This is a genomic window from Paractinoplanes ferrugineus, assembly GCF_016862195.1.
Taxonomy (GTDB): Bacteria; Actinomycetota; Actinomycetes; order Mycobacteriales; family Micromonosporaceae; genus Actinoplanes; species Actinoplanes ferrugineus.
Window position 1 is genome coordinate 51,495 of the sequence record NZ_BOMM01000074.1, and the last position, 20,939, is coordinate 72,433.

The following is a 20,939-nucleotide window of genomic DNA, read 5'->3' on the forward strand; positions in this document are numbered from 1 at the left end:
TTCGTCGCTATGTTGCGGCCCGCACCGATCCGCACCGGGAGCTGACAGATGACCTTGCCCGCACCACGTCCAGCCCAGTCCACCGAGTCACCGCCCTACGAACCGGATCCCTGGTCCGCCACCCGGCACCTGTGCGCCGCCGCCTACCTCGACGACGGATTCCGGGAGATCGCCCTGAGCGAGGTCTACTACCAGCCGCGCCGGATGGTCGCCCCGTCCTACGGGTTCGACCTGATCCCGGTGCTCGGGCACTGCCTGCGGGCGCGTAACGCGGCGATCTTCCGGGACGCGGCGATCGTGGCGACGTTCGTGGTCGTCCTGTGCGCCTCGTGGGCCACTCTGCTGGGCGTTCTCGCGGTGCTCATCGCGCTGCAGGTGGTGGTCGAGACGCGCGGGCTGGCCCGGGACGTGTTCGACCGGCTGCGCGGCGGGACGGCCGCCGACCTCGGCACGCTCGGCACGCGCGCCGCCGTCGTCGGCCTCGGCTGGGTCTTCGTGTTCCTGCTGCTGGTCTTCAGCACCGGCGTCCTCGCCGATCCGACGGCCGCGTTGCTGGGCAACGAGTTCGGGGAGCCGTCCGAGGCGCCGTCGAGCAGCCTCACCGGGGCCGTGCTGGTCGCCGGGGTGCTCCTGGCGTTCCCGTTCTCCTTCAGCCTCTGGCGGCAGAACGAGCTGTCCGGGCTGACCCCGGGCAACCGGGTCACCACTCCGGTCACCACGCCGCGGCTGGAGCAGATCGGCCTGCATCAGCGGGGCAACACCGTGGTCTACGCCGGGTTCCGGCCGTTCGTCGGGGCCGGGGCGCTCGTCGACAGCTGGGGGTTCGCCCAGCGCCTGATCCGGGCCGAGCCGCCCGCCGAGGAGTCGCTCAACGGACTGGGCGCCGCGCGGCCACGTGCCGCGACGGAGCGGGATCGCGAGTTCGCCGAGCCGCCCTTCAGTGCCGCCGAGGTCATCGACCACGTACGGCAGGACATGGCGAGGCTGCTTCCGCGGCGGGCGGCCGAGGAGCAGATCGCCGGGCTGGGCGTCGACGACCGGGTCTTCGTCGCCGGCACCGAGGTGAGCCACCTGACCTCGGAGACCGACGACGAGACGATCGCCCGGATCATCCGGCACCCCACTACGCCGGCCCGCCACCAGCTCGTCTGCCAGGTCTTCGCGTGGGGCGGCGAGCTGATCACCACCGTCTACGTGCACATCGCCGTGCAGGGCCGCTCGCTCTATCTGGAGCTGTCGACGACCGCGCTGCCGCCGTGCGCCGACCGCTACCGCATCGTCGACACGATCGAGGGGTCGGGCGCCGGTGCGTCGTGGCGGGCCGCGCGGGCCGGGCTGTTCGGCGCCCCCGGGACGATCTGGCGCGCACCGCTCGCGCTCAGCCGGGCCGTGCTCAGCCTCTTCCGCACGTCGGTGGGCCCGATCAGCTCGGTCCGGCTGCCCAAGGGCTACGACTACGGCGCCCGCCTCGGCATCCGCGAACTGGGCAGCGAGACCCGGGTACGCAACTTCGTGCAGCTGCAGGACGTCGAGAAATATCAGCGGCTGATCGAGCGCCGGGTGATCGCCTCGGTTCTCGACTTCCTCGACCTCAAGGGCGTCGACACCACCGAGTATCGGGCCCGGGCCGCGTCGGTCCTGCAGGTCAACACCGTCAACAACGTCAACGGCCACTTCGCCAACATCGGCGGACGCAGCCAGTTCGCCGCCCCGGTCGAGGTGCGCGGCAGCGGAGGAACTTCGTGACCTACGACCGGAACAACGTCACCGGGCACTTCGCCAACTTCGGCGGCCGGCAGAACTTCGAGGGGCCGATCACCATCGGGGCGCCCGCTCCGGTGGTCGCGGCCGAGCCGGCCCGCCGGACAACCGCCGAGGTCGGCGTGCTCACCGTCATCAACCCGGAGATCCAGGCGGTCGTCGCGGCACTCCGCAAGATGTACGACTATCGCGAGCGCCGCCTCGCGCACGGGCCGCTGGCGTACGAGGCGTGGCTCCCCGGGCGGCACGGCCGGCAGGTGCGGGTCGCCGCCGTGCAGACTCTCGAACAGGGCAACGAGCAGGCCGCACTGGCCTACCGCCGGCTGGTCGAGGAGTACAACCCCGCGATCGTCCTGCTGGTCGGCGTGGCCGGTGGGGTGGCCGCCCGGGTGCGGATCGGCGACGTCGTCCTCGGCGACCAGGTGATCTCCTACGACCACCGGAAGGAGACCGAGCAGGGCACTCTGCGCCGCGGCCGCTCCCAGTCGGTCTCGGCCGACCTCGGCCACCGGCTCAACGAGTTCTTCACCGCGGTGCCGGCCGAACAGCTCCGCGCCGGCGACGGGACGTTCCATCTGCATCGGGGGCCGGTCGGATCGGGCAACGCGGTGGTGACCGACGCCGACTCGGAGATCCGGCGCTGGTTGTACGAGTTCCACGACAAGGTGCTCGCCGTCGAGACCGAGGCGGCCGGGGTCGCGCAGTCGTTCCATGAGAGCGTCCGGCACGACGGCGTGCGCGGCTGGCTGACCATCCGCGGCATCTCCGACACCGCCGACAGGGCCAAGGCCGACAGCCACCAGTCACTGGCCGCCGGGCACGCCGCCGAGGTGATGGCGATGCTCCTGCCGTTCCTGGATTTTCACGCGAGCTAAGTTCGGTTCCATGTCACTCGCTCTTTCGCTGCTCGACCTTGCCTCGGTGCAGCACGGAACATCGGTGCGGGGCAGTTTCGCGGCCTCCGTCGAGCTTGCCCGCGCCGCCGAGCGCAGCGGATTCCGCCGCGTCTGGTATGCCGAACACCACAACATGCCGTCGATCGCCTCCTCGGCGACCAGCGTGCTCATCGGGCACATCGCCGACCACACCGAGTCGATTCGGCTCGGGGCCGGCGGCGTCATGCTGCCCAACCACTCCCCGCTGGTGATCGCCGAACAGTTCGGCACGCTCGCCACCCTGCACCCCGGCCGCATCGACCTCGGGCTGGGCCGCGCGCCCGGCAGCGACCAGAACACGATGCACGCCCTGCGGCGCAACCCGGCCACCGCCGACACCTTCCCCGACGACGTGCTCGAGTTGCAGGGTTACCTCGCCGGCCACTCGCTGGTGCCGGGCGTGCAGGCGGTGCCGCGCGCCGACGAGGTGGTGCCGCTCTACATCCTGGGGTCGTCGCTGTTCGGCGCCCGGCTGGCCGCCCAGCTGGGCCTGCCGTACGCGTTCGCCTCGCACTTCGCGCCCGACCTGCTGCACCAGGCCGTGCAGATCTACCGGGAGACGTTCCAGCCGTCCGGGCAGCTGGACCGGCCGTACGTCATCGCCGGGGTGAATGTCTTCGCCGCCGAGGACGGTGACCTGGCCGCCAAGCAGAAGGAGGTCGCCTACCGCACCCGCACCCGGGCGTTCCTGACCCGGGGGCCGCTGGCGCACAACTTCACCGACGCCGAGATCGACGCGTTCCTGGCCTCGCCGAACGGCGCCCAGCTGGCCGCGATGACCCGCTACACGGCGGTCGGCACCCCGTCGGAGGTCCGCGACTACCTGCTCGCGTTCGCCGAGGGGTGCCAGGCCGACGAGCTCATCACGACCCACCAGGCGCCGGAGACCGACCACCGGATCCGCTCGATCGAGCTGACCAGCGCCGCGATGGGCGGCTGATCAGGCGACCGACATCGCGACGTCGTCGAACCACACCGTTCCGGTGTTGGCGCCCGACTTCAGGTGCACCTGAACGCTCGCGGCGCCCACCGGGGCGGTGCCGTCGACGGCCAGCTTCGTCCAGCCGGTAGTCCCGTTCGCCAGCAGCGCCGAGCCCTGCCCACCGAGCCACTTGTCGTTCGCGTCGAACCAGCTCAGCGCGATCTGCGTGGTGCCGGTCGCGGCGTTGCCGCGGGCCCACACCTCGGCGTGCCACTTCTGGCCGGGCTGCACCGCGGTGACCGGGTTGAGCCGGTAGGACGGCAGGCCGGCGGACGCCTTGCCGGTGCCCGACAGGCTCACCGACCAGCTGCCGGAGTGCGCCGCCGACCGGGTCAGGCTGGGCACGCCCAGCTCCGGCATGAACGAGCGCCACGGGGTCTGCCCCACGGCGTTCTCGAAGCCCAGGTCCTGCACGCTCGCCGGGAACGCGGTGCCGGTCCAGGCGGCCTTCACCACGGCGGCGGCCGGCTTGGCGGAGCCGTCCGTGCGGTACAGGCCGTAGTGGTACTCGCCCGGGGACTTCGCCACCGCCGAATCGGGGATCGCGCCCGGGGTGAAGTCGTAGAGCGTCCACGGTGCCACCGACCTGATGCCGGCCACCGAGGCCGCCTGGAACACCCGGGCCAGGAACGCGGCCTGCTCGCCCTCGCCCCAGGTGAGCGCGCTCACCCCGGTCTCACCGACGACCAGCGGGGCGGCTGACCCGACGACGGCCTGGGCCTGCCGGATCGCGGACAGCGCGCGCTCCGAATAGCCGTACAGGTGGAAGTCGTAGTAGTCGAGGGTGAGGTTCGCCCGGACCTTGGCCAGCCGGGCGACGGTGTTCGAGGAGACCGTGACCGGGATCGCCGGGGCGGCCGCCTGCACGGCCGGCACCAGCCTCTTGGCCCAGGCGAGGGCGGCGGCGTTGTCCGGGTCGAGCTCGTTCTGCAGGTCGACCGACAGGATCCGGGGATCGTTGCGGTAGGGCGCCAGGATCGCGGACGCCCAGGTGCTGCTGCCGGTGACGTCGCCGTAGCTGTTCCACCAGTCGAACAGGGTGAGTTTCACGGTCATCCCGTGCCCGGCGGCGGTCGTCACGAACTGGGCGAGCTTGGCGGTGTACTCCGGCTTGGGCGTCGGATAACCGAACACCGACGGAAACACCATCACTCGTACGCTGTCCGCGCCCATGCCCCGCGCCCGGGCGAGGTCGGCGTCGACCGTCCGGGCGTCGAAGCTCGTCCACATCTTCGTCCACCCGGCGGCCGACGGGTAGTAGTTGATCTGCTTGGCGACCTGCAGCGCGGCCAGGCGGCCGGCCGTGGCCTTCGCGGTCGCCGGCTTGGCGACCGTGGCCGGCTTGCTGACCTTGGCCGGGGTGGGCTTGCTGACCTTGGCCGGGGCGGTCTTGGACGGGGCGGTCTTGGACGGGGCGGCCTTGGCCGGGGCCTGCTTCGAGACCTTGGCCGGGGCCGGCTTGGGGACCGCGCCGGCTGGGGCGGCGGCCGAGAGCAGGAGAGCGGTGACGGTGGCCGGCAGCAGGCCGATCCGGAGTGCGCGCGGAAGATTCATTGAGGGGCTGGTCCTTCACGTGGCGAGTTCGATCAGGCGGTGAGTCCTGTCGGCTACGCGAGGGCCGGCAAAAGGTCTGTTAATTGCGGATGGGGTGCAGCATCGGCGCAGCCCGGATGATCGGCTCCGAACACGACCGGAAAGGACGACACATTTGCTTGTTGTCCGCTACTAACCTGCCTGCATGACTTCGGGGGCCTTAGTCGTAAAAATCATGATTTCGGCGCACGATCGGGATGCGCTCGAGATCGAACGGCAGGCCCGTAACCTCCGCGCCGAGCTACGCCGCCTCGACGCCGCATTCGTCCATCCCGGCCCGCTCTCCGCCCCGCCGGTCGCTGCCGCCCCGCCGGTCGCTGTTGCCGGCCCGCCGGTCGCTGTTGGCGGCCCGCCGGTCGGGGCGCGCGGCGGGGAGATGGCGGTCGCCGGCGCGTTGCTCGTCGAGATCCTGCCGGTACTTCCCCACCTGCGAGCCCTCGCCGGCCTGGTGCACGACTGGTCGCGGCGATCCCGCAGCACCGTCAAGGTGGTGGTCGGCGACGACTCGATCGAGATCAACGGCGCCACCGACGCCCAGACCGACCGCCTCATCGACCTGTTCGTGGAGCGGCATTCCCGATGACCTCGCGGGCCCTGCTCATCGCGGTCGACACCTACACCGACAGCCAGATCCCCGATCTGCACGCGCCCCGCCGCGACGTCGAGGCGGTCGCCGGGGTGCTGCGCGACTTCGAGGCGCAGATCCTGACCAACCCGACAAGCGCCGCACTGCACCGGGCCGTCGAGGTGTTCTTCCGTGCCGCGAACAGCGACGACCTGCTGCTTCTGCACTTCGCGGGGCACGGCTTCCTCGACGACCACGGCCGGCTCCGGCTGGCCGGGTGCGACACCGAGAAGGACTACCTGAACTCGACGGCCCTGCTGAGCAGCAGCGTCATGGAGATCGCCGAGCACAGCCGCAGCCGCCGGATCGTCTTCGTCATCGACTGCTGCTACAGCGGCCGCTTCCTCGCCGCCGGCGCCCGCGGTGATCGCTCGGTGCACCTGCGGGCCCAGTTCCCGGTGCAGGGCAAGGGGCGGCTCGTGCTCGCGGCGTCGGACGAACTCGGTTACGCCTTCGAGGACCGGGAGAACTCGGTTTTCACCCGCCTGCTGGTCGACGGCCTCCGGGACGGTTCGGCCGACCTCGACGGCGACGGCTGGGTGTCGGTCACCGACCTCTACGAGTACGTCCTGGACCGGTCCCGCGCGATCGGCGCCGCCCAGACGCCCCGCCTGCTCGGCAGCCGCGAGGGCAACCTGTTCCTCGCCCGCGTCCCCACGCCACCCGTCCCGGCTGAGTCACCGCCCGGCGTCGCGGCTCCGGCTCCGGCCTCGGCTCCGGCTCCGGCCTCAGCTGAGGTGCCGCCTCGCGTCGCGGCGGCGACCGGACCGGCTGCTCGACCACGGCCGGCTGACCGACCACGGCCGGCTGCTCGATCACGGGCGGTCCCGCAGCTCGAACCGTTGTCGCCGCCGGATCGGGAGTCACCGGCCGAGCGGCGCGGCGCGCTGGCCGAAGAGGCGTTCATCGGCGCCGGCACCGTCGGCTTCGTCGGTTGGGGCACCATGCTCGTCCTCTGGGGCCTCGACAAAGCTCGCCTGATCGGGCCCGGCGCCGGCCCGCTCCTCTGGATTCTCGCGGTCGTCGTGTTCACCGCGGGTGTCCTCGCCCTCCGCCGGCGCCGGCTTGTCCGGGGCTCCGCGCTGATCGTCGTGGCGCTCGCCCTCGGGCCGGCCGGCGTCAGTCTTTTCACCGGCTGATCGGGGTGCCGGAGGTGCCGGCCAGTTCATATCTCGCGACCGACTCGAGCACCCCCGCCCGCAACTCGTCGTCGGTCATCACCAGGTAGACCAGGGGGCAGTCGCGCGGGCCGGTGGCGCCGAGCTGGCACAGGCGGCACTGGTCGCCGGGGCGCAGCGGGCACATCTCGTCCGTTTCTCGAGCGTTCACGGTGATCGCCTCCACCACCAGCCTCGTCGCCGGCGCGCGGCGGGATCAGGGGCGTAGGTCCCGTGGGGGAGGGTCGTCAGCCGCCGGCGAGGCGGGTGGTCTCGTTGCGCAGCACCTCGGCCAGGTGGGACAGTCCCGGCCGCCGCCGCCGCCGCCGGCCTGGCCACCCTCGGCGCCGGCGGGACCTCAGAAATACCGGCAGGTGTACGAGTCCATCCGGGCGGGCGCCGTCGACATCGTCGCGCACGTCGACCGGTACGAGGCGATCTATCTCGACCTGATGCGGGCCGGGCGGAAGAACGTCACCTGATCAACGCTCGGCCTGCACGTCGTGGGTCCATTGTGCGAAGTGGCTGGTCATGCCCGGCGGGTTCCCCCGCCGGGCCGACGTACCGGGTCAGGAAAGGCCGTTCTCCGACAGGAACGCCTTGGCCACCGCGGCCGTGTCCTGCTTGTCCACCTGGACCTTGGCGAGGTAGGTCGTCAGGTTCTCGGTGGTGAGTTTGGCCGACACGGCGTTGAGGGCGCCGCTGACCGTCGGGTTGTTCGAGGTGGAGCGGATCAGCGGGATGATGTTCTCGGCCAGGTAGAGGTTCTTCGGGTCGTCGAGCACGACGAACTTGTTGGTGGCGATCGACGAGTCGGTGGAGAAGATGTTGCCGACCTGGATCTGGTTCTTGACGAGGGCGTTGACGGTCAGCGGGCCACCGGCGTCAAGCGGCTTGAAGGTCTTGAACTGGAGGCCGTACAGCTCCTTGAGGCCCTTGAGGCCCTGGTAGCGCTCCTGCCACTCGGGGCCGGCACCGATCGTCAGCTGGTTCGCGACCGGCTTGAGGTCGTCGATGGTCTTCAGGTTGTACTTGGTGGCCGTGTCCGAGGTGACGGTCAGGGTGTCCTTGTCCTCGGCGGCCGACTGCTCGAGCACCTCGGTGCCGCTCGGCAGCACCTTCTTGAGTTCGGCGAGCACCTGGTCGGGGGTGGTGACGCCCTGCGGGGCACCGCCCTTGGCCAGGGCCGAGAGCAGAGCGCCGTTGTACTCGGGCAGCAGGTCGATCGAGCCGTCCTGCAGCGCCTTCAGGTAGAGCTCCCGGGCGCCGATGTTGAACTGGCGCTTGACCTGCACCTTCTTGGCTTCGAGGGCCTGGGCGTAGATCTCGGCGAGCAGCTCGCTCTCGGCGAAGTTGGCCGAGCCGATGGTCACCGTGGACGAGGAGGTGCTGCTCCCACCACCGGCGTCCTTGCTCAGCGGGTCGTCGTTGGCGCCGCAGGCGGCCAGGGAGAAGAGGACGGCAAGTCCGGCAACTGCTATTCGCGTACGCATCGAAAAGCCTTTCTATCGAAGACCGGGTGAGACGATCCAGCGCTGAGCGAGCGCCAGAACGAGGTCGAGCAGGACAGCCAGCACCGCGACGACGATGGCGCCGGCCAGCACACGGGAGTAGTCGTTGACGGCGAGGCCGTCGATCAGGAGCCGGCCGAGGCCGTTGAGGCCGACCGCCGCCGCCACCGTCGCGGTCGCCACCACCTGCAGGGCGGCGCTGCGGAAACCGCTGATCAGCACCGGCAGGGCCATCGGCAGTTCGACCTTGGTGAGCACCTGCCAGGGGCGCATGCCCATGCCGCGGGCGGCGTCGACGACGCGCGGGTCGAGGCTGCGCATGCCGGCGTACGCGGAGGTCAGGATGGGCGGGATGACCAGGACGGTGAGGGCGATGAGCACCGGGGTGAGGCCGAGCCCGAGCAGCGTGACCATGAGCATCAGCAGGCCGAGGGTCGGCAGTGAGCGGCCCGCGTTGCCGGCGTTGATGGCCAGGAACGAGCCCCGCCCGGTGTGGCCGATGTAGAGGCCGATCGGCAGCGCGATGATCGTGCCGATGATCAGGGCGAGCACGACGTACCAGAGGTGGGACAGGATCAGCAGCGGGATGCTGCCGTCCTCGAGGTTCCAGTGGGCCGGGTCGAACAGGTAGTTCAGGTTCACGCCGTCCTCCCCTGGAAGCGCGTCCACGGCGTGATCCACCGCTGGATCAGCACGATCGTCAGGTCGGCGATGCCCGCCAGGGCCACCGACAGCACGATGCCGACGATGATCGGCTCGAGGTAGAAGAGCTGGAAGCCGCGGGTGAACAGCTGGCCGAGTCCGCCGACCCCGATGAGCGCGCCCACGCTGACCAGGCTGATGTTGGCCACGGTGGCGACCCGCAGGCCGGCCAGGATGACCGGGAGCGCGACCGGCAGCTGCACGTCGACGAGGCGGCGCAGCCTGCGGTAGCCCATCGCCGTGGCGGATTCCACCACGAGCGGATCAACCGATCGGAGACCGTCGGCGACCGTACGGGAAAGGAGCGCGACGGTGTAGATGGTCAGCGCCACCACGATGTTCAGCGGTGACAGGATCTTCGTGCCCAGGAGCACCGGCAGGAACACGAACAGGGCGAGCGACGGGATCGAGTAGAGCACCCCGCACACGTTGACCAGCGGGTGGTAGAGCCGGGGGAAGCGCACGCCGAGGTAGCCGATCGGCAGCGCGATGACGAAGCCGAGCACCACCGGGACCAGCGCGAGCCAGATGTGCTGGCGGAGCGCGGTCAGGATGGTGTCCCAGTTGTTCGACAGGTAGGAGCTCACTTGCGCCCCCGCCGGGCGGCCAGGTGGTCGACCAGGTCGTGGTGCGGCACCACCCCGTCGGCCTTGCCGTGGTCGTCGACCCGCACGGCGATGCCGACCGGGGAGCTGATCGCCAGGTCGGTGACGAGCCGCAGCGAGTCGGCGACGGTGAAGGTGCCGCCGGTGGACTCGCCGGTGCTCCAGCCGGCCGGCCGGCCCGCGTCGTCGAGCACCAGGTCGGCGGGCAGCGGCCGCACCGGCAGGTCGGCCGCGCTGTCGAAGGACAGGCTGCGCACCCCCCGGTCGCGGCCCACGAACTCGGCCACGAACTCGTCGGCCGGGTGTTCGAGCAGCTCCTGCGGGGTGCCGACCTGAGCCAGGTGGCCGCCCTGCCGGAAGATCACGACCACGTCGCCGAGCTTGATCGCCTCGTCGATGTCGTGGGTGACCATCGCGATCGTCTTGCCGAGGTCCTTCTGCAGGCGCAGGAACTCGCGGTGCAGGCCCTCGCGGACGACCGGGTCGACGGCGCTGAACGGCTCGTCCATCAGCATGACCGGCGGGTCGGCGGCGAGCGCCCGGGCCACGCCGACGCGCTGCTGCTGGCCGCCGGAGAGCTGGGCGGGGTAGCGGCTCGCGAACTCGGTGGCCAGCCCGACCCGCTCGAGCAGTTCCGCGGCGACGGCGCGGGCCTCCCGGCGGGACTTGCCGAGCAGCATCGGCACGGTGGCGACGTTGTCCAGGACCGTACGGTGCGGGAAGAGCCCCGCGTGCTGGATGACGTAGCCGATGCCGCGGCGCAGTTCCGCCTCGTCCTGGCCCGCGACGTCCTTGCCGTCGATGAGGATGCGGCCGGAGGTCGGCTGGATCATCCGGTTGATCATGCGTAGCGAGGTGGTCTTGCCGCAGCCCGAGGGCCCGACGAACACCGTCGTCTTCCCGGTGGGAAGCTCCAGCGAGAGGTGGTCGACGGCGGTGCTCCCGCCCGGATACACCTTCACGACATCGTCGAATGTGATCATGGAACTCCCCGGCGACCTCGGTGAATGTGGCTATTCATACTTCATTGGTAGTGAATAGGATGTCAAACGATCGAGCCGAGCCTTTACGCTCCTGAAACTAGGTGACGGTGATATGCGCGCAAAAGTCCGGCTCGACGGCCGGCAGCTCACGGTCTCGGATCTGGTTGCCGTTGCTTCCGGGGAGGCGGACGTCACCGTCGATCCGGCGGCGTTACGGCTCGTTGAGCAACGACACGCCGTGCTGCAGGACGCGCGGGCCGCCGGAGCAGTCTACGGGGCCAACACCGGGGTCGGTGCCAACCGGCACGTGCGCACCGACGACGACCACGAGCGTGGCCTGCGCCTGCTGCGCAGCCACTGCGCGGCGGTCGGCCCGGTGGAGGACGACGAGACCGTACGCGCCGCGATGGCGACCCGGCTCAATCAGATCCTCGCCGGTGGTTCCGGGGTCTCCCGCCCGGTGGCGGAGGCGCTCGGCTTCGCGCTGCGCGACCGGGCGCTGCCCACCCTGCACTCGTGGGGCGCGATCGGGACCGGCGACCTGGCCGCCCTCGCCGAGCTGGCGCTGACCCTGGCGGGGGAGCGGCCCTGGCGGTCCGGGCCGGGCCCGGTGACCATGATCACTGACACCGACGCGCTGCCGATGATCAGCTCCAGTGCCGTCACGGTGGCGATCGCCACACTCGCCCTCGACCGGGTCGCGGCCCAGCTCGAGGCGTCGATAGTGGTCGCCGCGCTGAGCTTCCTGGCACTGCTCGGCAACCCCGAGGCGTACGACGCCGGCGTGCACCGTGCTCGCGCCCATCCGTGCCAGGCCGAGGTGGCGGCCACCCTGCGCTCGATGGTGTCCGGCTGTGCCGCCCCGGTGCGCATCCAGGACCCGTTCGGCCTGCGGGTGATGCCGCAGGTGACCGCCCCCGCCCTGTACGCGGTGCGGGAACTGCGCGACGTGCTCACCGCCGAGCTGAACGCGGCCGTGGAGAATCCGCTGGTCACCGCGGACGGCGTGCACCACCACGGCCAGTTCCACACCGCGACCCTGGCCAGCCATCTGGACGCGGTCCGGATGGCGTTCCTGCCGGTGCTGTCCCTCTCGTCGGCCCGGCTCGGCCTGCTCATGCGCCCCGACCTGACCGGCCTGCGGGCGTTCCTGGCCGCCGGCCCGAGCGGTAGCTCCGGCCTGATGATCGGCGAGTACGTCGTGCAGGACCTGCTCACCGAGATCCGCGTCGGCATGCAGGCGGTCGCGGCCGGCACCCTGACCATCTCGCTCGGCCTCGAGGAGCACGCCAGCTTCGCCACCCAGGGCGCCCGCTCGCTGCGCCGGATGACCGGCCTCGCCCCGACCCTGCTCGCCGCCGAACTGCTCGCCGCCGTGCGGGCGCTGCGGATGGCCCCCGGCCGGCTCGTCGACGGCGCCGCCCGGGAGGCCTTCGAACTCGCCGCCCAGGTGATCGATCCGGACATGGCGGACCGGGCGCTCGGCCCCGACCTGGAACGCGCCGCCGGCCTGCTGCCCGAGCTGGCCGCCCTAGTCGAGCGGGCGTAGCTCCTCGGCGTAGCTCACCGCGCGCCGGCGCAGCACCCCGGCCGGGCTTATCGAGTATTGCCCCATCCGCCACAGCGGCGGTGAATAGGCGTGGATCGACACCGAGCCGTCGATCGCGCCCGCCATCCGATGGATGTGGTCGGGCCCGAACCCGAACGTGCGCCCGGCCCTGACCACCCGGGTCACCGGCTCGCCGCCCATCCGCGGGGTCGCCTCGGACACCGCGCCGCGGGTCACCGCGACCGCGCCGGAGGACACGTCGTGGTCGTGCCAGCCGGTGTCGTCCCGCAGGTTCCAGCACAGCACCCAGACGTCGATGTCGCTGTCGCGGTGCAGCGAGGCGTAGTGCCGCCCGCCGGTGTCGTGCCGGACCAGGTGCTCCCACTGCTCCGGCCGGGCCGCCAGGTCGGCCACCCAGCGGCGCAGTTCCGGCGCGCCGAGAACAGTCATCGTCGATCTCCCGTCAGAAGCTGGCGTGGGTTGGCGGTGAACAGCGCGTGCCGGAAGGCCCGGCCCAGACCGGGATCGGCCGATTCGGCGTACGGGCGGTCGGAGCCGTGCACCAGGGGGTCGACGCCGACCACCCGGACCATCGCGTCGATCGCCCGCGTGCCGTAGGACGACGTCTCGTAGAACACGTTCGGGTCGAGCGGGCCGAGCTCGCCGCCGCGCGCCCCGAGCCGCTCGTGGTGCAGCGGGGCCAGGCCGGCCAGCGCGACGAACGCGATGCGCAGCCGGGGATGCTGCCGGCGCCCCGCGATGTGCCAGGCGAGCCAGGCCTGGTGAAGCTGGGAGACATAGGGAACCAGGGCGGGCCACCAGGCCGGGAGATCGGCCTGCGCTTTCGCCGGGGCCGGTCCGGGATGCACGAGTACGGGTTTTCCGACCCGTTCCGCCTCGGCGAGCAGGTCGCGGGCCCGCTCGATGGCGGCCGGCTCGGCCAGCGCGGTCGCCGGCAGTTGCAGGCCGACGACCCGCTCCTCCCGGAGCACCGCGGCCAGCCCGTCGGGGTCCGGGGCGGCCAGGGTGGCGGCGGCCCACACCTCGAACGGGCGGCCGAGCTCCAGGGCGCTCTCGTGCCACACGTCGACGAGCTCGGGATCGGGCAGGTATTCGATGCCGAGCGGGCTGGACAGCGACAGCAGGACCCGGTCGGCCCGGTCCAGGCGCCGCTTCTCGATGTCGTGGGCGGCCGGGTCGACCTCGAACGGCGGCTCGCCGGCCAGGTGCAGCGTCCAGCCCCGCAGGTAGGGAAAGTCGGACCGGCGCCGCAGGGCGTCGAGCAGAGGGGGCGGCCACAGGTGCTGGTGGCAGTCGATCATTACTGGTCCTCGCGGGGGGAAGCGCTTCACTCGAAACTCGAGTGAAGCGCTTCCGGGTTACCACGACAAGACCATCTCATGCACCGGACTGTTACTGTCGGGCGAGTGCCGGGACGACGCACCTTGCAGGACCTCGCCGACGCCGCCGGGCTCTCCCTCGCCGCCACGTCCTATGCGTTGCGTGGCATTCGCGGTTCGGCGGCCACCATCGCCCGGGTCCGGGAGCTGGCCGTCGAGATCGGCTACACGGTCGACCCGATCGCCCGCGCGCTCGCCAGCGGCCGGACCGGATCGGTGGGGGTCAGCGGCTCCCTGCGGGACCTGTGGCAGCAGGATTTCTCGGTGCTGCTGACCCGGGCCCTGCGCAGCCGGGGCCGGCACGCCACGATCGCCGACGCCGATGCCGACCCGGCCCAGGAACGCCTGATCGTCGAGCAGTTCGCCGCCCAGCGCGTCGACGGTGTGCTGGTCTCCCCGGTGGATCCGACCGCCGACTACTGGCGCCTGCTCGGCCCCGAGACCGCGGTGGTGGCCATCGGCGACGCCCTGACCAGCCGGCCCGGCTCCGGGAGTGTGCTGTTCGACAACCGCTACGGGGTCGAGACCGCCCTCGCCCATCTGGCCGGGCTGGGCCACCACCGGATCGGCCTGCTGGCCCCGGCGCTGCCGACCACTCCCGGCCGCCCGGCCCAGCTGCTGGCCGCCGAGGTGGCCGCCGCGACCGGCGTCGAGCTGGTCGAGGTCTCCGCCCCCGCGGCCACCGCCGACGCGGTCGAGGTGGCGGCGTCGCTGCTGACCGGCCCCGACCGGCCGACCGCGGTGTTCTGCCTCAGCGACTCACTGGCCTTCGCGACCTACCGGGCGGCCCGCCAGGCCGGCCTGCGCCTGCCCGCCGACCTGTCGGTGGTCGGCTACGACGACCACCAGCTGGCCGCCCTGGTCGAGCCCCCGCTGACGACGATGGCGTGGGACGAGGACGCGATGGTGGAAGCCGCCGTGGCCCAGCTGGACGGCCCCCGCGACCCGGTCCCGATGTTCCGCCCGGAGCTGATCGTCCGCGGTTCCACCGCCGGTCCCCGGGGCTAGGGGCGGTCGAGTCGGCCGCCCGCGAACGCCGGGCTCTGCCAGTCGTCCCGGAGCAGGCTGATGATCTCGTCCAGGTCGCGTCCGAACGGGCGGTCGGCGGTGCCGGGGGGCAGGACGGCGGCGATCCCGTCGAGGGCGGTCCGGGCGCCGGCGGACAGGACCGGCGGTGGGTAGCTCAGCGACCGGGCCTGGTGCACCGCCAGGAACTCGCAGGCCAGCACGTCGCGAAGGCCGGTGAGCGCCTCGTTCAGGCAGTCGGCGGCCTCGAAGCCGAAGCTCTGCACGTCCTCCTGCCCGAGCGACGTCTCCATCGTGCCCAGCAGGGCCGGGCCGGCGAAACGGCGCAGCCGATGGGTCACGCCGACGGCTCGTTTGTGCACGGTGACCATGCCGGCGTGCAGGCCGGGGGCGTCGGACAGCTGCCGGGGCAGGCCGGTCAGGGCCGAGTCGAGCAGGCGGTGCAGCCGGGCGGTGCCGAGCTCGGCGAGGTGGATCAGGGCGGTGGTCAGGGCGGCGGCCGTGGCCACCAGGTCGGTGCCGGCGAAGCCGAACGTCCCCACGAACCGGCCGTCGAGATGCGCGGGCGAGTCGGTGACGACGGACAGCGCCCGGTCGGCGGCCTCCTCGACCGCGCCGACGGCCCGCATCGCCACCGCGATCGCCGGCGCGGTGACCCGGAACGACACCGGTGCCTGCAGAGCCCGGGCGGCGTGCTCGGCCGGGGTCAGGTGGGCTCGCAGGGTGGCCAGGACCACGGTCAGTTCGGGGCTGTCCGCCAGCGCCGGGTGCAGTGGGTCATGGCCGGCGCCCAGCACGGCATGGGCGGCGGCGGTCGCGAGGACGGTCTGGCCGAGCAGCGTACGGGCGTCGGCGGCGGCCAGCGTGGTGAGGGCGGTCAGGCCGGGGACGCCCTCGAGGAAGGCCACCCCCTCCTTCGCCTCGAACGGGCGGGGCCGCAGGCCGGCGGCGGTCAGGGCGGGGGTCGCGTCGACCGGCCGGCCGGCCGGGTCCAGGACCTGGCCGGTGCCGGCCAGCACGGCGCCGGCGTGGGCCAGCGGGATGATCTCGCCGGCGGCGCCGCCGTGCCGGGGGACCGCGGGTACGACATCGGCGTTCAGCAGGGCGGCCAGGTGGCGGCACAGGTCGGGGGAGACGCCGGCGGCCGGATGCAGCAGGGTGCGCAGCCGGGCGGCCAGCAGTGCGCGGGACTGGCGGCGGGTCAGCCAGGGGGCGGAACCGACGGCGCGGCCGACCATCAGGGTGTTCTGCTGGCGGGCCTGGGCCTCGGGGGTCAGGCGCACGCCCGCCATGGCGCCCATGCCGGTGTTCACGCCGTAGACCGGGCGGTCGGCGGCCAGGTCGGCGAGGGTGGCGGCGCGGCTCTCGGCCAGGGTGGCCAGCAGCGCGGGGGAGAGGGTGAGCCGGTCGGCGCCGCGGGACAGCCGCTCGATCAGGGCGCGGTCCAGCTGATCGGGGCGGTCGATGACGATCATCGGTAGCGCAGCATGGTGCCGGCGTCGGCGGCCTCGGCCCGGGTCAGGATCAGGTGGGCCAGCGCCACGTCGAGGATGGACAGGCCGCGATGCCAGAAGAGGATCCGCTCGTCGGGGTGTTCCCGGCCCGGTTTGGCGCCGCTGACGATCTCCCCGATCTGGGCGTGCAGGGTCTGCTCGCTGAGCCGACCCGTGTCGACGTGGGCTCGCAGGGCACCGAACCGGCCGGAGCGGGACTCGCGCCAGTCGTCGACCACTACCTTGTCCATCACGTCGAGCAGGTCCAGTTCCACGGCACTCACCGTGCCGTACGGAACGACGAAAGCGCCGGGGCGCACGGACGCCGTACGCAAAAGGGGGGTCGGCTCGTCCAGCCTCGACGCCTCGACGAGGATGTCGGCCTGGTCGAACGCCTCGTCGGCGGTCGCCACGGCGCGCACCGGCGTCGAGGTGACCTCCCGCAGCCGCGCGGCGAACGCCTCCCGCGACTCGGGGCGGCGGCTCGTCACCCGGATCTCCTCGAGCGGGAAGAGCGTGTCGAGCATGGTGACGTTGCTGAACGCGGTGCCGCGGGCGCCGACGTGGCCGAGGATCCTCGCGTCGGAGCGGGCGAGGTGCTTGGCGCCGACCGCGGTCATCGCCCCGGTGCGCACCTCGGTGATCCAGGTCGCGTCCATGATCGCGAGCGGCACGCCGGTGCTCGGGTCGTAGGCGGTCAGCAGGCCCAGTTCGCTCGGCAGGCCGCGCTGGTAGTTGGGCACGAAGTCGCCGACGACCTTGATGCCGCTCAGGTTCAGCGGTGAGACGTGCCCGCGCAGGACGTTGAAGTGGCCGGCGCCGCCGTTGTCCGGCACCAGGTGCACACGCGGCTCGAAGACGGTCAGGCCGCGCCCGTGCGCCTCGACGACCGCCTCGACGGCGGCGATGACCTCCGCGTTCGTGATGGCCAGGCGGTCGACGTCCGGACCGGACAGGAAGCGCAGGTGAATCATGACATGCACCATATAGCCTATGTGTTTCGAGCAATTCGCAACGGGCCGAGCGGGAAGCGTGAGGGAGGCCGATGCGCGCCGAGGACTGGCTGCTCGACCTGGCCCGGCGGCACCGCCTCTCGCCGACCCAGCGGCAGATCGTGCAACGGATGCTCGGCATGTTCCCGGACGTCGCGTTCGAGTCGACGAGCGAGATCGCCGAGCGGACCGGCGTCAGCCAGCCGACCGTGACGAGGCTCGCGGTGGCGCTCGGGTTCGCCGGTTTCGCCGAGTTCCGGGCCGCCCTGCGCGCCGCGGTGCTGGACTCCCGGCCGGGCGGCCGGCCGGTGCGGTCCACCGCGGTCGACCGGGAGATCGCCAACCTGGACGGCCTGCGGGCCGAGCTGGCCGGCGACCGTATGCGCGAAGCGGTCCGCCTGCTGGCCGGGACGACCCCACTGGGCGTGCTCGGCCTGCGTGCGTCCGCCGCCCTGGCTCAATATTTCGGCTATTTCGCGCGGCGGATCCGGCCCGCCGTGACCCTCGGCACCGACGCGGGAACCGTCAACGACACCGTCCTCGAACTCCACCAGCAGGGCGCCACCGCGCTGCTGACCTTCGCGATGCCGCGCTACCCGGCCGCCACGGTGGCCGCCCTGCGCCTGGCTCGCCGGCTGGACCTGCGCACGGTCGTGCTCACCGACTCGGCCCTCGTCCCGTTCGCCGCCGAGGCCGACGTGCTGCTCGTCGCCCCGGTCAGCTCGGAACTGGTGTTCGACTCGCACGCTACCGCCGTACTGCTGGCCATGAGCCTGCTCGACGAGATCGCCCGGACCGACCCGCAGCGCACCCAGCAGCGCCTGGAGGCCCACGAGGCCCTGGTCGACCGCTGGATCCACGACGCCTGAGGCCCGGGGAGCATTACCCGGCGGGAAAACTTTCGCAATGGGCATGTAGGTATTGCTGAACGGTAATCGTCGCGATACGTTCCGGAAAGAGCGACGAAATGTGGTGATGGTCGATGGGCGGGTCCGGCGCGATCGTTGTCGGTGTGGACGGCACCAATTCCTCGATGCGGGCGGGCGCCTATGCCCTGGGACTCGCTCGGCGGCAGCGGTGCGAGCTGGTCGCGGTCTATGTGCGGGCTCTGCCGTCGGCGCTCATCCCGCTCGCCGACACCAGCGGGAGCGCGACCACCACGATCATGGCGACCCATGACGATGTCGAGCGGGAACTGCGGCTCCTCGTCGCCCAGCAGGTGCGCTCCGACGTCGACGTGCGCCTCGTCGTGCGGCACGGGGAGCCCTACACCGAGCTGGTCGACGTGGCCAAGCAGGTCCGGGCCGACGCGGTGATCGTCGGCCAGTCGTGCCGCACGCTGCACCGGATCGCCGGCTCGCTGTCCACCAAACTGGTCCGCAGCGGCCGCTGGCCGGTCACTGTCGTCCCCTGAACCCGCCCCGGCCCGCCCTTCCCGGCCCGATGGCGGCCTCCGGCTCGGCGGCGGGCCCAGGCTCGGCGGCAGGCCCAGGCTCGGCGGTGGCGGCCGGCTCGGCGGTGGGGGGCGGTTCGGCGGGGACTGTCTCGAGCAGGCCGGCGGCGGCTGACGCGGCCGGGCCGGCCAGGCGGCGGTTCAGCGTGAAGAACAACTCCTGGGCGGGGGCGGCCGGCCAGGACGGCGGCAGGTGCTGGACCGGCAGCCGCGGATCGCGCCGGATGATCTGGAGCCAATCGGTGACCAGGCGCAGTTTGGCGGCCAGCGGGTCGGACGTGGCGCCGTCGTAGGACTCCCAGCGGGACCGGAAGTCGGTGTACCGCGCGGCCAGCGCGGGCAGGTCGTAGGCCCCGGCGATCATCTCGGGCACGTCGGTGGAGGGGTCGGCCCGGGCGTGGAAGACCCGGATGTGCGAACTCAGGCCGAGCTCGCCGACGTCGGGCCGGCCGGGAGCGATCCACAATCCGCCCTGCACCGGGCCGAAACCCGCCCACGACAGCGACGCGCGCAGGTCGTGGCGCTCGCGTCGGCGTTCGCCGGGCAGCGAGAACGCGAGCAGGGTCCAGGTGCCGTCCCAGTCGCGGTTGACGGCTCCGGTCTGCCACAGCCGCACCGAGCCGTCGCGCAGGATGCGGATCGAGCGCGGGGTCAGTCCGAAGTACATGCGCCGGCCGTGCCGCTGCCGCCGCAGCAGGCCGCGGCCGGTCATCCGGGTCAGCGTCGAGCGGGTGGCCTCGGCGGACACCCCGGCGCGGGCGAGCACCTCGATGACGCTTCCGGAGTAGACACACACGTCGCGGTCGAGGACGTGGTCGCCCAGGAAGGTCAGCATGATCGCGGAGGCGGCGGGGGACGGGGGCACCTGGCCGACGCTACCGGCGGTGTTGGCGTCATGTGCGGTGACGTAGGGCATTTTATTGACCAGCGTCAAAATAGCGCCTAACTTGACGACACCCGCTCCTGAGTACACGGAGGTACTCATGCGACGTCTCTCCGCATCCCTAGCCACGCTCCTGGTTCTGCTGGCCGCGGCCTGCAGCAAGGGCGCCGGCGACACCACCGAGGAAGCGCTCAAGATCGGCCTGATCGTCTCGCTGACCGGCAACTACGCCCCGCTCGGCAGCGAGGACAAGAAGTCGGTGGAGCTGGCCGCCCAGCAACTCAACGACGCCGGCGGCCTGCTCGGCCGCAAGGTCGAACTGAACGTCCGCGACGACAAGAGCCAACCCGAACAGTCCGTCCTGGCCTTCAACGAGCTCAAGAGCAGCGGCGTGGTCGCGGTGATCGGCTCACCGTTCTCCAACTCCGCCCTCGCCACGATCCCGCAGGTGGACCGGGCCAAGATCCCGTACGTCTCGCTGACACCGGCGGACGAGCAGATCAACCCGATCCATCCGTACGTCTTCGTCGTGCCCGCCACGTCCGCGACGTACGCCGATCGGATCTTGCAGTTCTATCAGTCGCAGAAGATCACCAAGGTGGCCGTCGCGCACGACAGCCGCAGCTCCTATGCGAACGCCGGGGCCAAAGGGATGCAGGCCGAAGCCGGCCGGTACGGGATCACGCTGGTCGCGGACGAGCAGTTCCAGACGTCCACCACCGAGTTCAGTGCGGTCCTCAACAACCTCAAGGCGGCCGGCGCGCAAGCGATCACCGTCTGGGCGACCGGCGCACCGGCCGTCGCCTTCGTCAAGCAGTACGCCACGTCCGGGGTCCGCCTTCCGCTGATGTTCACCGGCGCGCAGGCCAGCACGCTGTGGCTGAAACCGGCCGGCGCGGCCGCCGAGGGCGTCCACGTGGCCAGCTCGATCGCGGTGGTCGGGGACGCGTTGCCGGCCGGCCCGCAGAAGACCGCGATCGACGAGATGGCCAAGCCGTTCACGACCCAGCACGGCTATCCGCCGCCGCAGTTCGCCGCCGACGGCTACACCGGCTTCAAGCTGCTCGCCGAGGCGGTCAAGAAGGCCGGCGGCACCGATCCCGGCAAGATCCAGGCGGCGTTCGAAGGGTTGTCCCTGACCACGCCGAACGGCACCTACCACTACACCGCGACCGACCACGCCGGACTGACCGCCGACTACATCTCGATAAACGTCGTGCAGGGCGGCGCCTTCCGAGCCACCGACTGGGCCAAGGAAAAACTGGCCGCGGTCGCCGGCCGGTGACCAC

At 71.8% G+C, this 20,939-nt stretch carries 21 protein-coding genes; 10 read left to right on the top strand and 11 right to left on the bottom strand.

Going from position 1 to position 20,939, the window contains the following annotated elements:
* The first annotated feature begins 48 nt into the window (after positions 1-48).
* The 3 genes from Afe05nite_RS38490 to Afe05nite_RS38500 are packed head-to-tail and all read left to right on the top strand — an operon-like array spanning position 49 to position 3,636.
* Positions 49-1,746, top strand: coding sequence for an AbeC-like domain-containing protein (locus Afe05nite_RS38490; RefSeq protein ID WP_203822260.1), 1,698 nt, complete (start codon positions 49-51; stop codon positions 1,744-1,746).
* Entirely contained in the window at positions 1,743-2,636 is an 894-nt protein-coding gene (locus Afe05nite_RS38495; protein WP_203822261.1) for a 5'-methylthioadenosine/S-adenosylhomocysteine nucleosidase family protein, read from the top strand. Before Afe05nite_RS38490 ends, Afe05nite_RS38495 begins: the two co-directional genes overlap by 4 nt.
* A 10-nt stretch (positions 2,637-2,646) precedes the next feature.
* Positions 2,647-3,636, top strand: coding sequence for an LLM class flavin-dependent oxidoreductase (locus tag Afe05nite_RS38500; protein ID WP_203822262.1), 990 nt, complete (start codon positions 2,647-2,649; stop codon positions 3,634-3,636).
* Here the strand turns inward: Afe05nite_RS38500 and Afe05nite_RS38505 are convergent, their stop codons facing one another.
* Positions 3,637-5,232, bottom strand: a complete 1,596-nt coding sequence (locus Afe05nite_RS38505; RefSeq protein ID WP_203822263.1) for a glycosyl hydrolase — start codon at positions 5,230-5,232, stop codon at positions 3,637-3,639. It lies immediately after the preceding gene.
* A gap of 214 nt (positions 5,233-5,446) precedes the next feature.
* Between Afe05nite_RS38505 and Afe05nite_RS38510 the strand changes: the two genes are divergently transcribed.
* Positions 5,447-5,854, top strand: coding sequence for a hypothetical protein (locus Afe05nite_RS38510; protein ID WP_203822264.1), 408 nt, complete (start codon positions 5,447-5,449; stop codon positions 5,852-5,854).
* Complete coding sequence (locus tag Afe05nite_RS44880; RefSeq protein ID WP_203822265.1) at positions 5,851-7,035, top strand: GPGG-motif small membrane protein; 1,185 nt, start codon at positions 5,851-5,853, stop codon at positions 7,033-7,035. Before Afe05nite_RS38510 ends, Afe05nite_RS44880 begins: the two co-directional genes overlap by 4 nt.
* Here the strand turns inward: Afe05nite_RS44880 and Afe05nite_RS38520 are convergent.
* The 5 genes from Afe05nite_RS38520 to Afe05nite_RS38540 all read right to left on the bottom strand — a co-directional run bounded on the left by Afe05nite_RS38520 (position 7,025) and on the right by Afe05nite_RS38540 (position 10,854).
* Positions 7,025-7,225, bottom strand: coding sequence for a DUF6767 domain-containing protein (locus tag Afe05nite_RS38520; RefSeq protein ID WP_203822266.1), 201 nt, complete (start codon positions 7,223-7,225; stop codon positions 7,025-7,027). The genes Afe05nite_RS44880 and Afe05nite_RS38520 overlap by 11 nt on opposite strands.
* A gap of 397 nt (positions 7,226-7,622) precedes the next feature.
* Positions 7,623-8,546 carry an ABC transporter substrate-binding protein gene (locus Afe05nite_RS38525; protein WP_203822267.1) on the bottom strand — a complete coding sequence of 308 codons (924 nt, stop codon included), beginning with the start codon at positions 8,544-8,546 and terminating at the stop codon, positions 7,623-7,625.
* A 12-nt stretch (positions 8,547-8,558) separates the two neighbouring features.
* Positions 8,559-9,233 carry an ABC transporter permease gene (locus Afe05nite_RS38530; RefSeq protein ID WP_239118521.1) on the bottom strand — a complete coding sequence of 225 codons (675 nt, stop codon included), beginning with the start codon at positions 9,231-9,233 and terminating at the stop codon, positions 8,559-8,561.
* Entirely contained in the window at positions 9,203-9,853 is a 651-nt protein-coding gene (locus tag Afe05nite_RS38535) for an ABC transporter permease (protein ID WP_203822268.1), read from the bottom strand. The genes Afe05nite_RS38530 and Afe05nite_RS38535 overlap by 31 nt, the downstream gene beginning before the upstream one ends.
* The gene (locus tag Afe05nite_RS38540; RefSeq protein ID WP_203822269.1) at positions 9,850-10,854 is read right to left on the bottom strand and encodes an ABC transporter ATP-binding protein; all 1,005 of its coding nucleotides are present in this window, start codon (positions 10,852-10,854) and stop codon (positions 9,850-9,852) included. The genes Afe05nite_RS38535 and Afe05nite_RS38540 overlap by 4 nt, the downstream gene beginning before the upstream one ends.
* A 112-nt stretch (positions 10,855-10,966) precedes the next feature.
* Between Afe05nite_RS38540 and Afe05nite_RS38545 the strand changes: the two genes are divergently transcribed.
* On the top strand, positions 10,967-12,403 hold the full coding sequence (locus Afe05nite_RS38545; RefSeq protein ID WP_203822270.1) for an aromatic amino acid lyase: 1,437 nt from the start codon (positions 10,967-10,969) through the stop codon (positions 12,401-12,403).
* Here Afe05nite_RS38545 and Afe05nite_RS38550 read toward each other — a convergent pair.
* Together Afe05nite_RS38550 and Afe05nite_RS38555 are read right to left on the bottom strand one after the other, a co-directional pair.
* Positions 12,386-12,853 (bottom strand): cysteine dioxygenase, encoded by a 468-nt coding sequence (locus Afe05nite_RS38550; protein ID WP_203822271.1) that lies wholly within the window; start codon positions 12,851-12,853, stop codon positions 12,386-12,388. The genes Afe05nite_RS38545 and Afe05nite_RS38550 overlap by 18 nt on opposite strands.
* A complete protein-coding gene (locus Afe05nite_RS38555) occupies positions 12,850-13,725 on the bottom strand; it encodes an amidohydrolase family protein (RefSeq protein ID WP_203822272.1) in 876 nt (291 codons plus the stop codon). Before Afe05nite_RS38555 ends, Afe05nite_RS38550 begins: the two co-directional genes overlap by 4 nt.
* A gap of 105 nt (positions 13,726-13,830) precedes the next feature.
* On the opposite strand from Afe05nite_RS38555, the gene Afe05nite_RS38560 reads away from it, so the two are divergent.
* Complete coding sequence (locus Afe05nite_RS38560) at positions 13,831-14,811, top strand: LacI family DNA-binding transcriptional regulator (RefSeq protein WP_239118522.1); 981 nt, start codon at positions 13,831-13,833, stop codon at positions 14,809-14,811.
* Here Afe05nite_RS38560 and Afe05nite_RS38565 read toward each other — a convergent pair.
* Positions 14,808-16,304, bottom strand: a complete 1,497-nt coding sequence (locus Afe05nite_RS38565; RefSeq protein ID WP_203822274.1) for an aromatic amino acid lyase — start codon at positions 16,302-16,304, stop codon at positions 14,808-14,810. The genes Afe05nite_RS38560 and Afe05nite_RS38565 overlap by 4 nt on opposite strands.
* Positions 16,301-17,296 carry an ornithine cyclodeaminase family protein gene (locus Afe05nite_RS38570; protein ID WP_203822275.1) on the bottom strand — a complete coding sequence of 332 codons (996 nt, stop codon included), beginning with the start codon at positions 17,294-17,296 and terminating at the stop codon, positions 16,301-16,303. Before Afe05nite_RS38570 ends, Afe05nite_RS38565 begins: the two co-directional genes overlap by 4 nt.
* Before the next feature lie 71 nt (positions 17,297-17,367).
* Here Afe05nite_RS38570 and Afe05nite_RS38575 point away from each other — a divergent pair, with 71 nt between their 5' ends.
* Together Afe05nite_RS38575 and Afe05nite_RS38580 are read left to right on the top strand one after the other, a co-directional pair.
* Positions 17,368-18,183 (top strand): MurR/RpiR family transcriptional regulator, encoded by an 816-nt coding sequence (locus Afe05nite_RS38575; RefSeq protein ID WP_203822276.1) that lies wholly within the window; start codon positions 17,368-17,370, stop codon positions 18,181-18,183.
* Positions 18,184-18,326: 143 nt separating this feature from the next.
* A complete protein-coding gene (locus Afe05nite_RS38580; protein ID WP_239118523.1) occupies positions 18,327-18,728 on the top strand; it encodes a universal stress protein in 402 nt (133 codons plus the stop codon).
* Here the strand turns inward: Afe05nite_RS38580 and Afe05nite_RS38585 are convergent.
* Complete coding sequence (locus tag Afe05nite_RS38585) at positions 18,712-19,683, bottom strand: PaaX family transcriptional regulator (RefSeq protein WP_203822278.1); 972 nt, start codon at positions 19,681-19,683, stop codon at positions 18,712-18,714. The genes Afe05nite_RS38580 and Afe05nite_RS38585 overlap by 17 nt on opposite strands.
* Before the next feature lie 67 nt (positions 19,684-19,750).
* Between Afe05nite_RS38585 and Afe05nite_RS38590 the strand changes: the two genes are divergently transcribed.
* Positions 19,751-20,935: an ABC transporter substrate-binding protein gene (locus tag Afe05nite_RS38590; protein WP_203822279.1), complete on the top strand. Its 1,185-nt coding sequence runs from the start codon at positions 19,751-19,753 to the stop codon at positions 20,933-20,935.
* The last annotated feature ends 4 nt before the right edge of the window (positions 20,936-20,939 follow it).

Excerpts from the sequence above, each read along its gene's own strand:
- Afe05nite_RS38565 (WP_203822274.1), bottom strand. The coding sequence starts at position 16,304 with ATGATCGTCATCGACCGCCCCGATCAGCTGGACCGCGCCCTGATCGAG.
- Afe05nite_RS38590 (WP_203822279.1), top strand. The coding sequence starts at position 19,751 with ATGCGACGTCTCTCCGCATCCCTAGCCACGCTCCTGGTTCTGCTGGCC.
- Afe05nite_RS38585 (WP_203822278.1), bottom strand. The coding sequence starts at position 19,683 with ATGCCCTACGTCACCGCACATGACGCCAACACCGCCGGTAGCGTCGGC.
- Afe05nite_RS38570 (WP_203822275.1), bottom strand. The coding sequence starts at position 17,296 with ATGATTCACCTGCGCTTCCTGTCCGGTCCGGACGTCGACCGCCTGGCC.
- Afe05nite_RS38510 (WP_203822264.1), top strand. The coding sequence starts at position 5,447 with ATGATTTCGGCGCACGATCGGGATGCGCTCGAGATCGAACGGCAGGCC.
- Afe05nite_RS44880 (WP_203822265.1), top strand. The coding sequence starts at position 5,851 with ATGACCTCGCGGGCCCTGCTCATCGCGGTCGACACCTACACCGACAGC.
- Afe05nite_RS38490 (WP_203822260.1), top strand. The coding sequence starts at position 49 with ATGACCTTGCCCGCACCACGTCCAGCCCAGTCCACCGAGTCACCGCCC.
- Afe05nite_RS38540 (WP_203822269.1), bottom strand. The coding sequence starts at position 10,854 with ATGATCACATTCGACGATGTCGTGAAGGTGTATCCGGGCGGGAGCACC.
- Afe05nite_RS38500 (WP_203822262.1), top strand. The coding sequence starts at position 2,647 with ATGTCACTCGCTCTTTCGCTGCTCGACCTTGCCTCGGTGCAGCACGGA.
- Afe05nite_RS38525 (WP_203822267.1), bottom strand. The coding sequence starts at position 8,546 with ATGCGTACGCGAATAGCAGTTGCCGGACTTGCCGTCCTCTTCTCCCTG.
- Afe05nite_RS38505 (WP_203822263.1), bottom strand. The coding sequence starts at position 5,232 with ATGAATCTTCCGCGCGCACTCCGGATCGGCCTGCTGCCGGCCACCGTC.
- Afe05nite_RS38555 (WP_203822272.1), bottom strand. The coding sequence starts at position 13,725 with ATGATCGACTGCCACCAGCACCTGTGGCCGCCCCCTCTGCTCGACGCC.
- Afe05nite_RS38575 (WP_203822276.1), top strand. The coding sequence starts at position 17,368 with ATGCGCGCCGAGGACTGGCTGCTCGACCTGGCCCGGCGGCACCGCCTC.
- Afe05nite_RS38545 (WP_203822270.1), top strand. The coding sequence starts at position 10,967 with ATGCGCGCAAAAGTCCGGCTCGACGGCCGGCAGCTCACGGTCTCGGAT.
- Afe05nite_RS38550 (WP_203822271.1), bottom strand. The coding sequence starts at position 12,853 with ATGACTGTTCTCGGCGCGCCGGAACTGCGCCGCTGGGTGGCCGACCTG.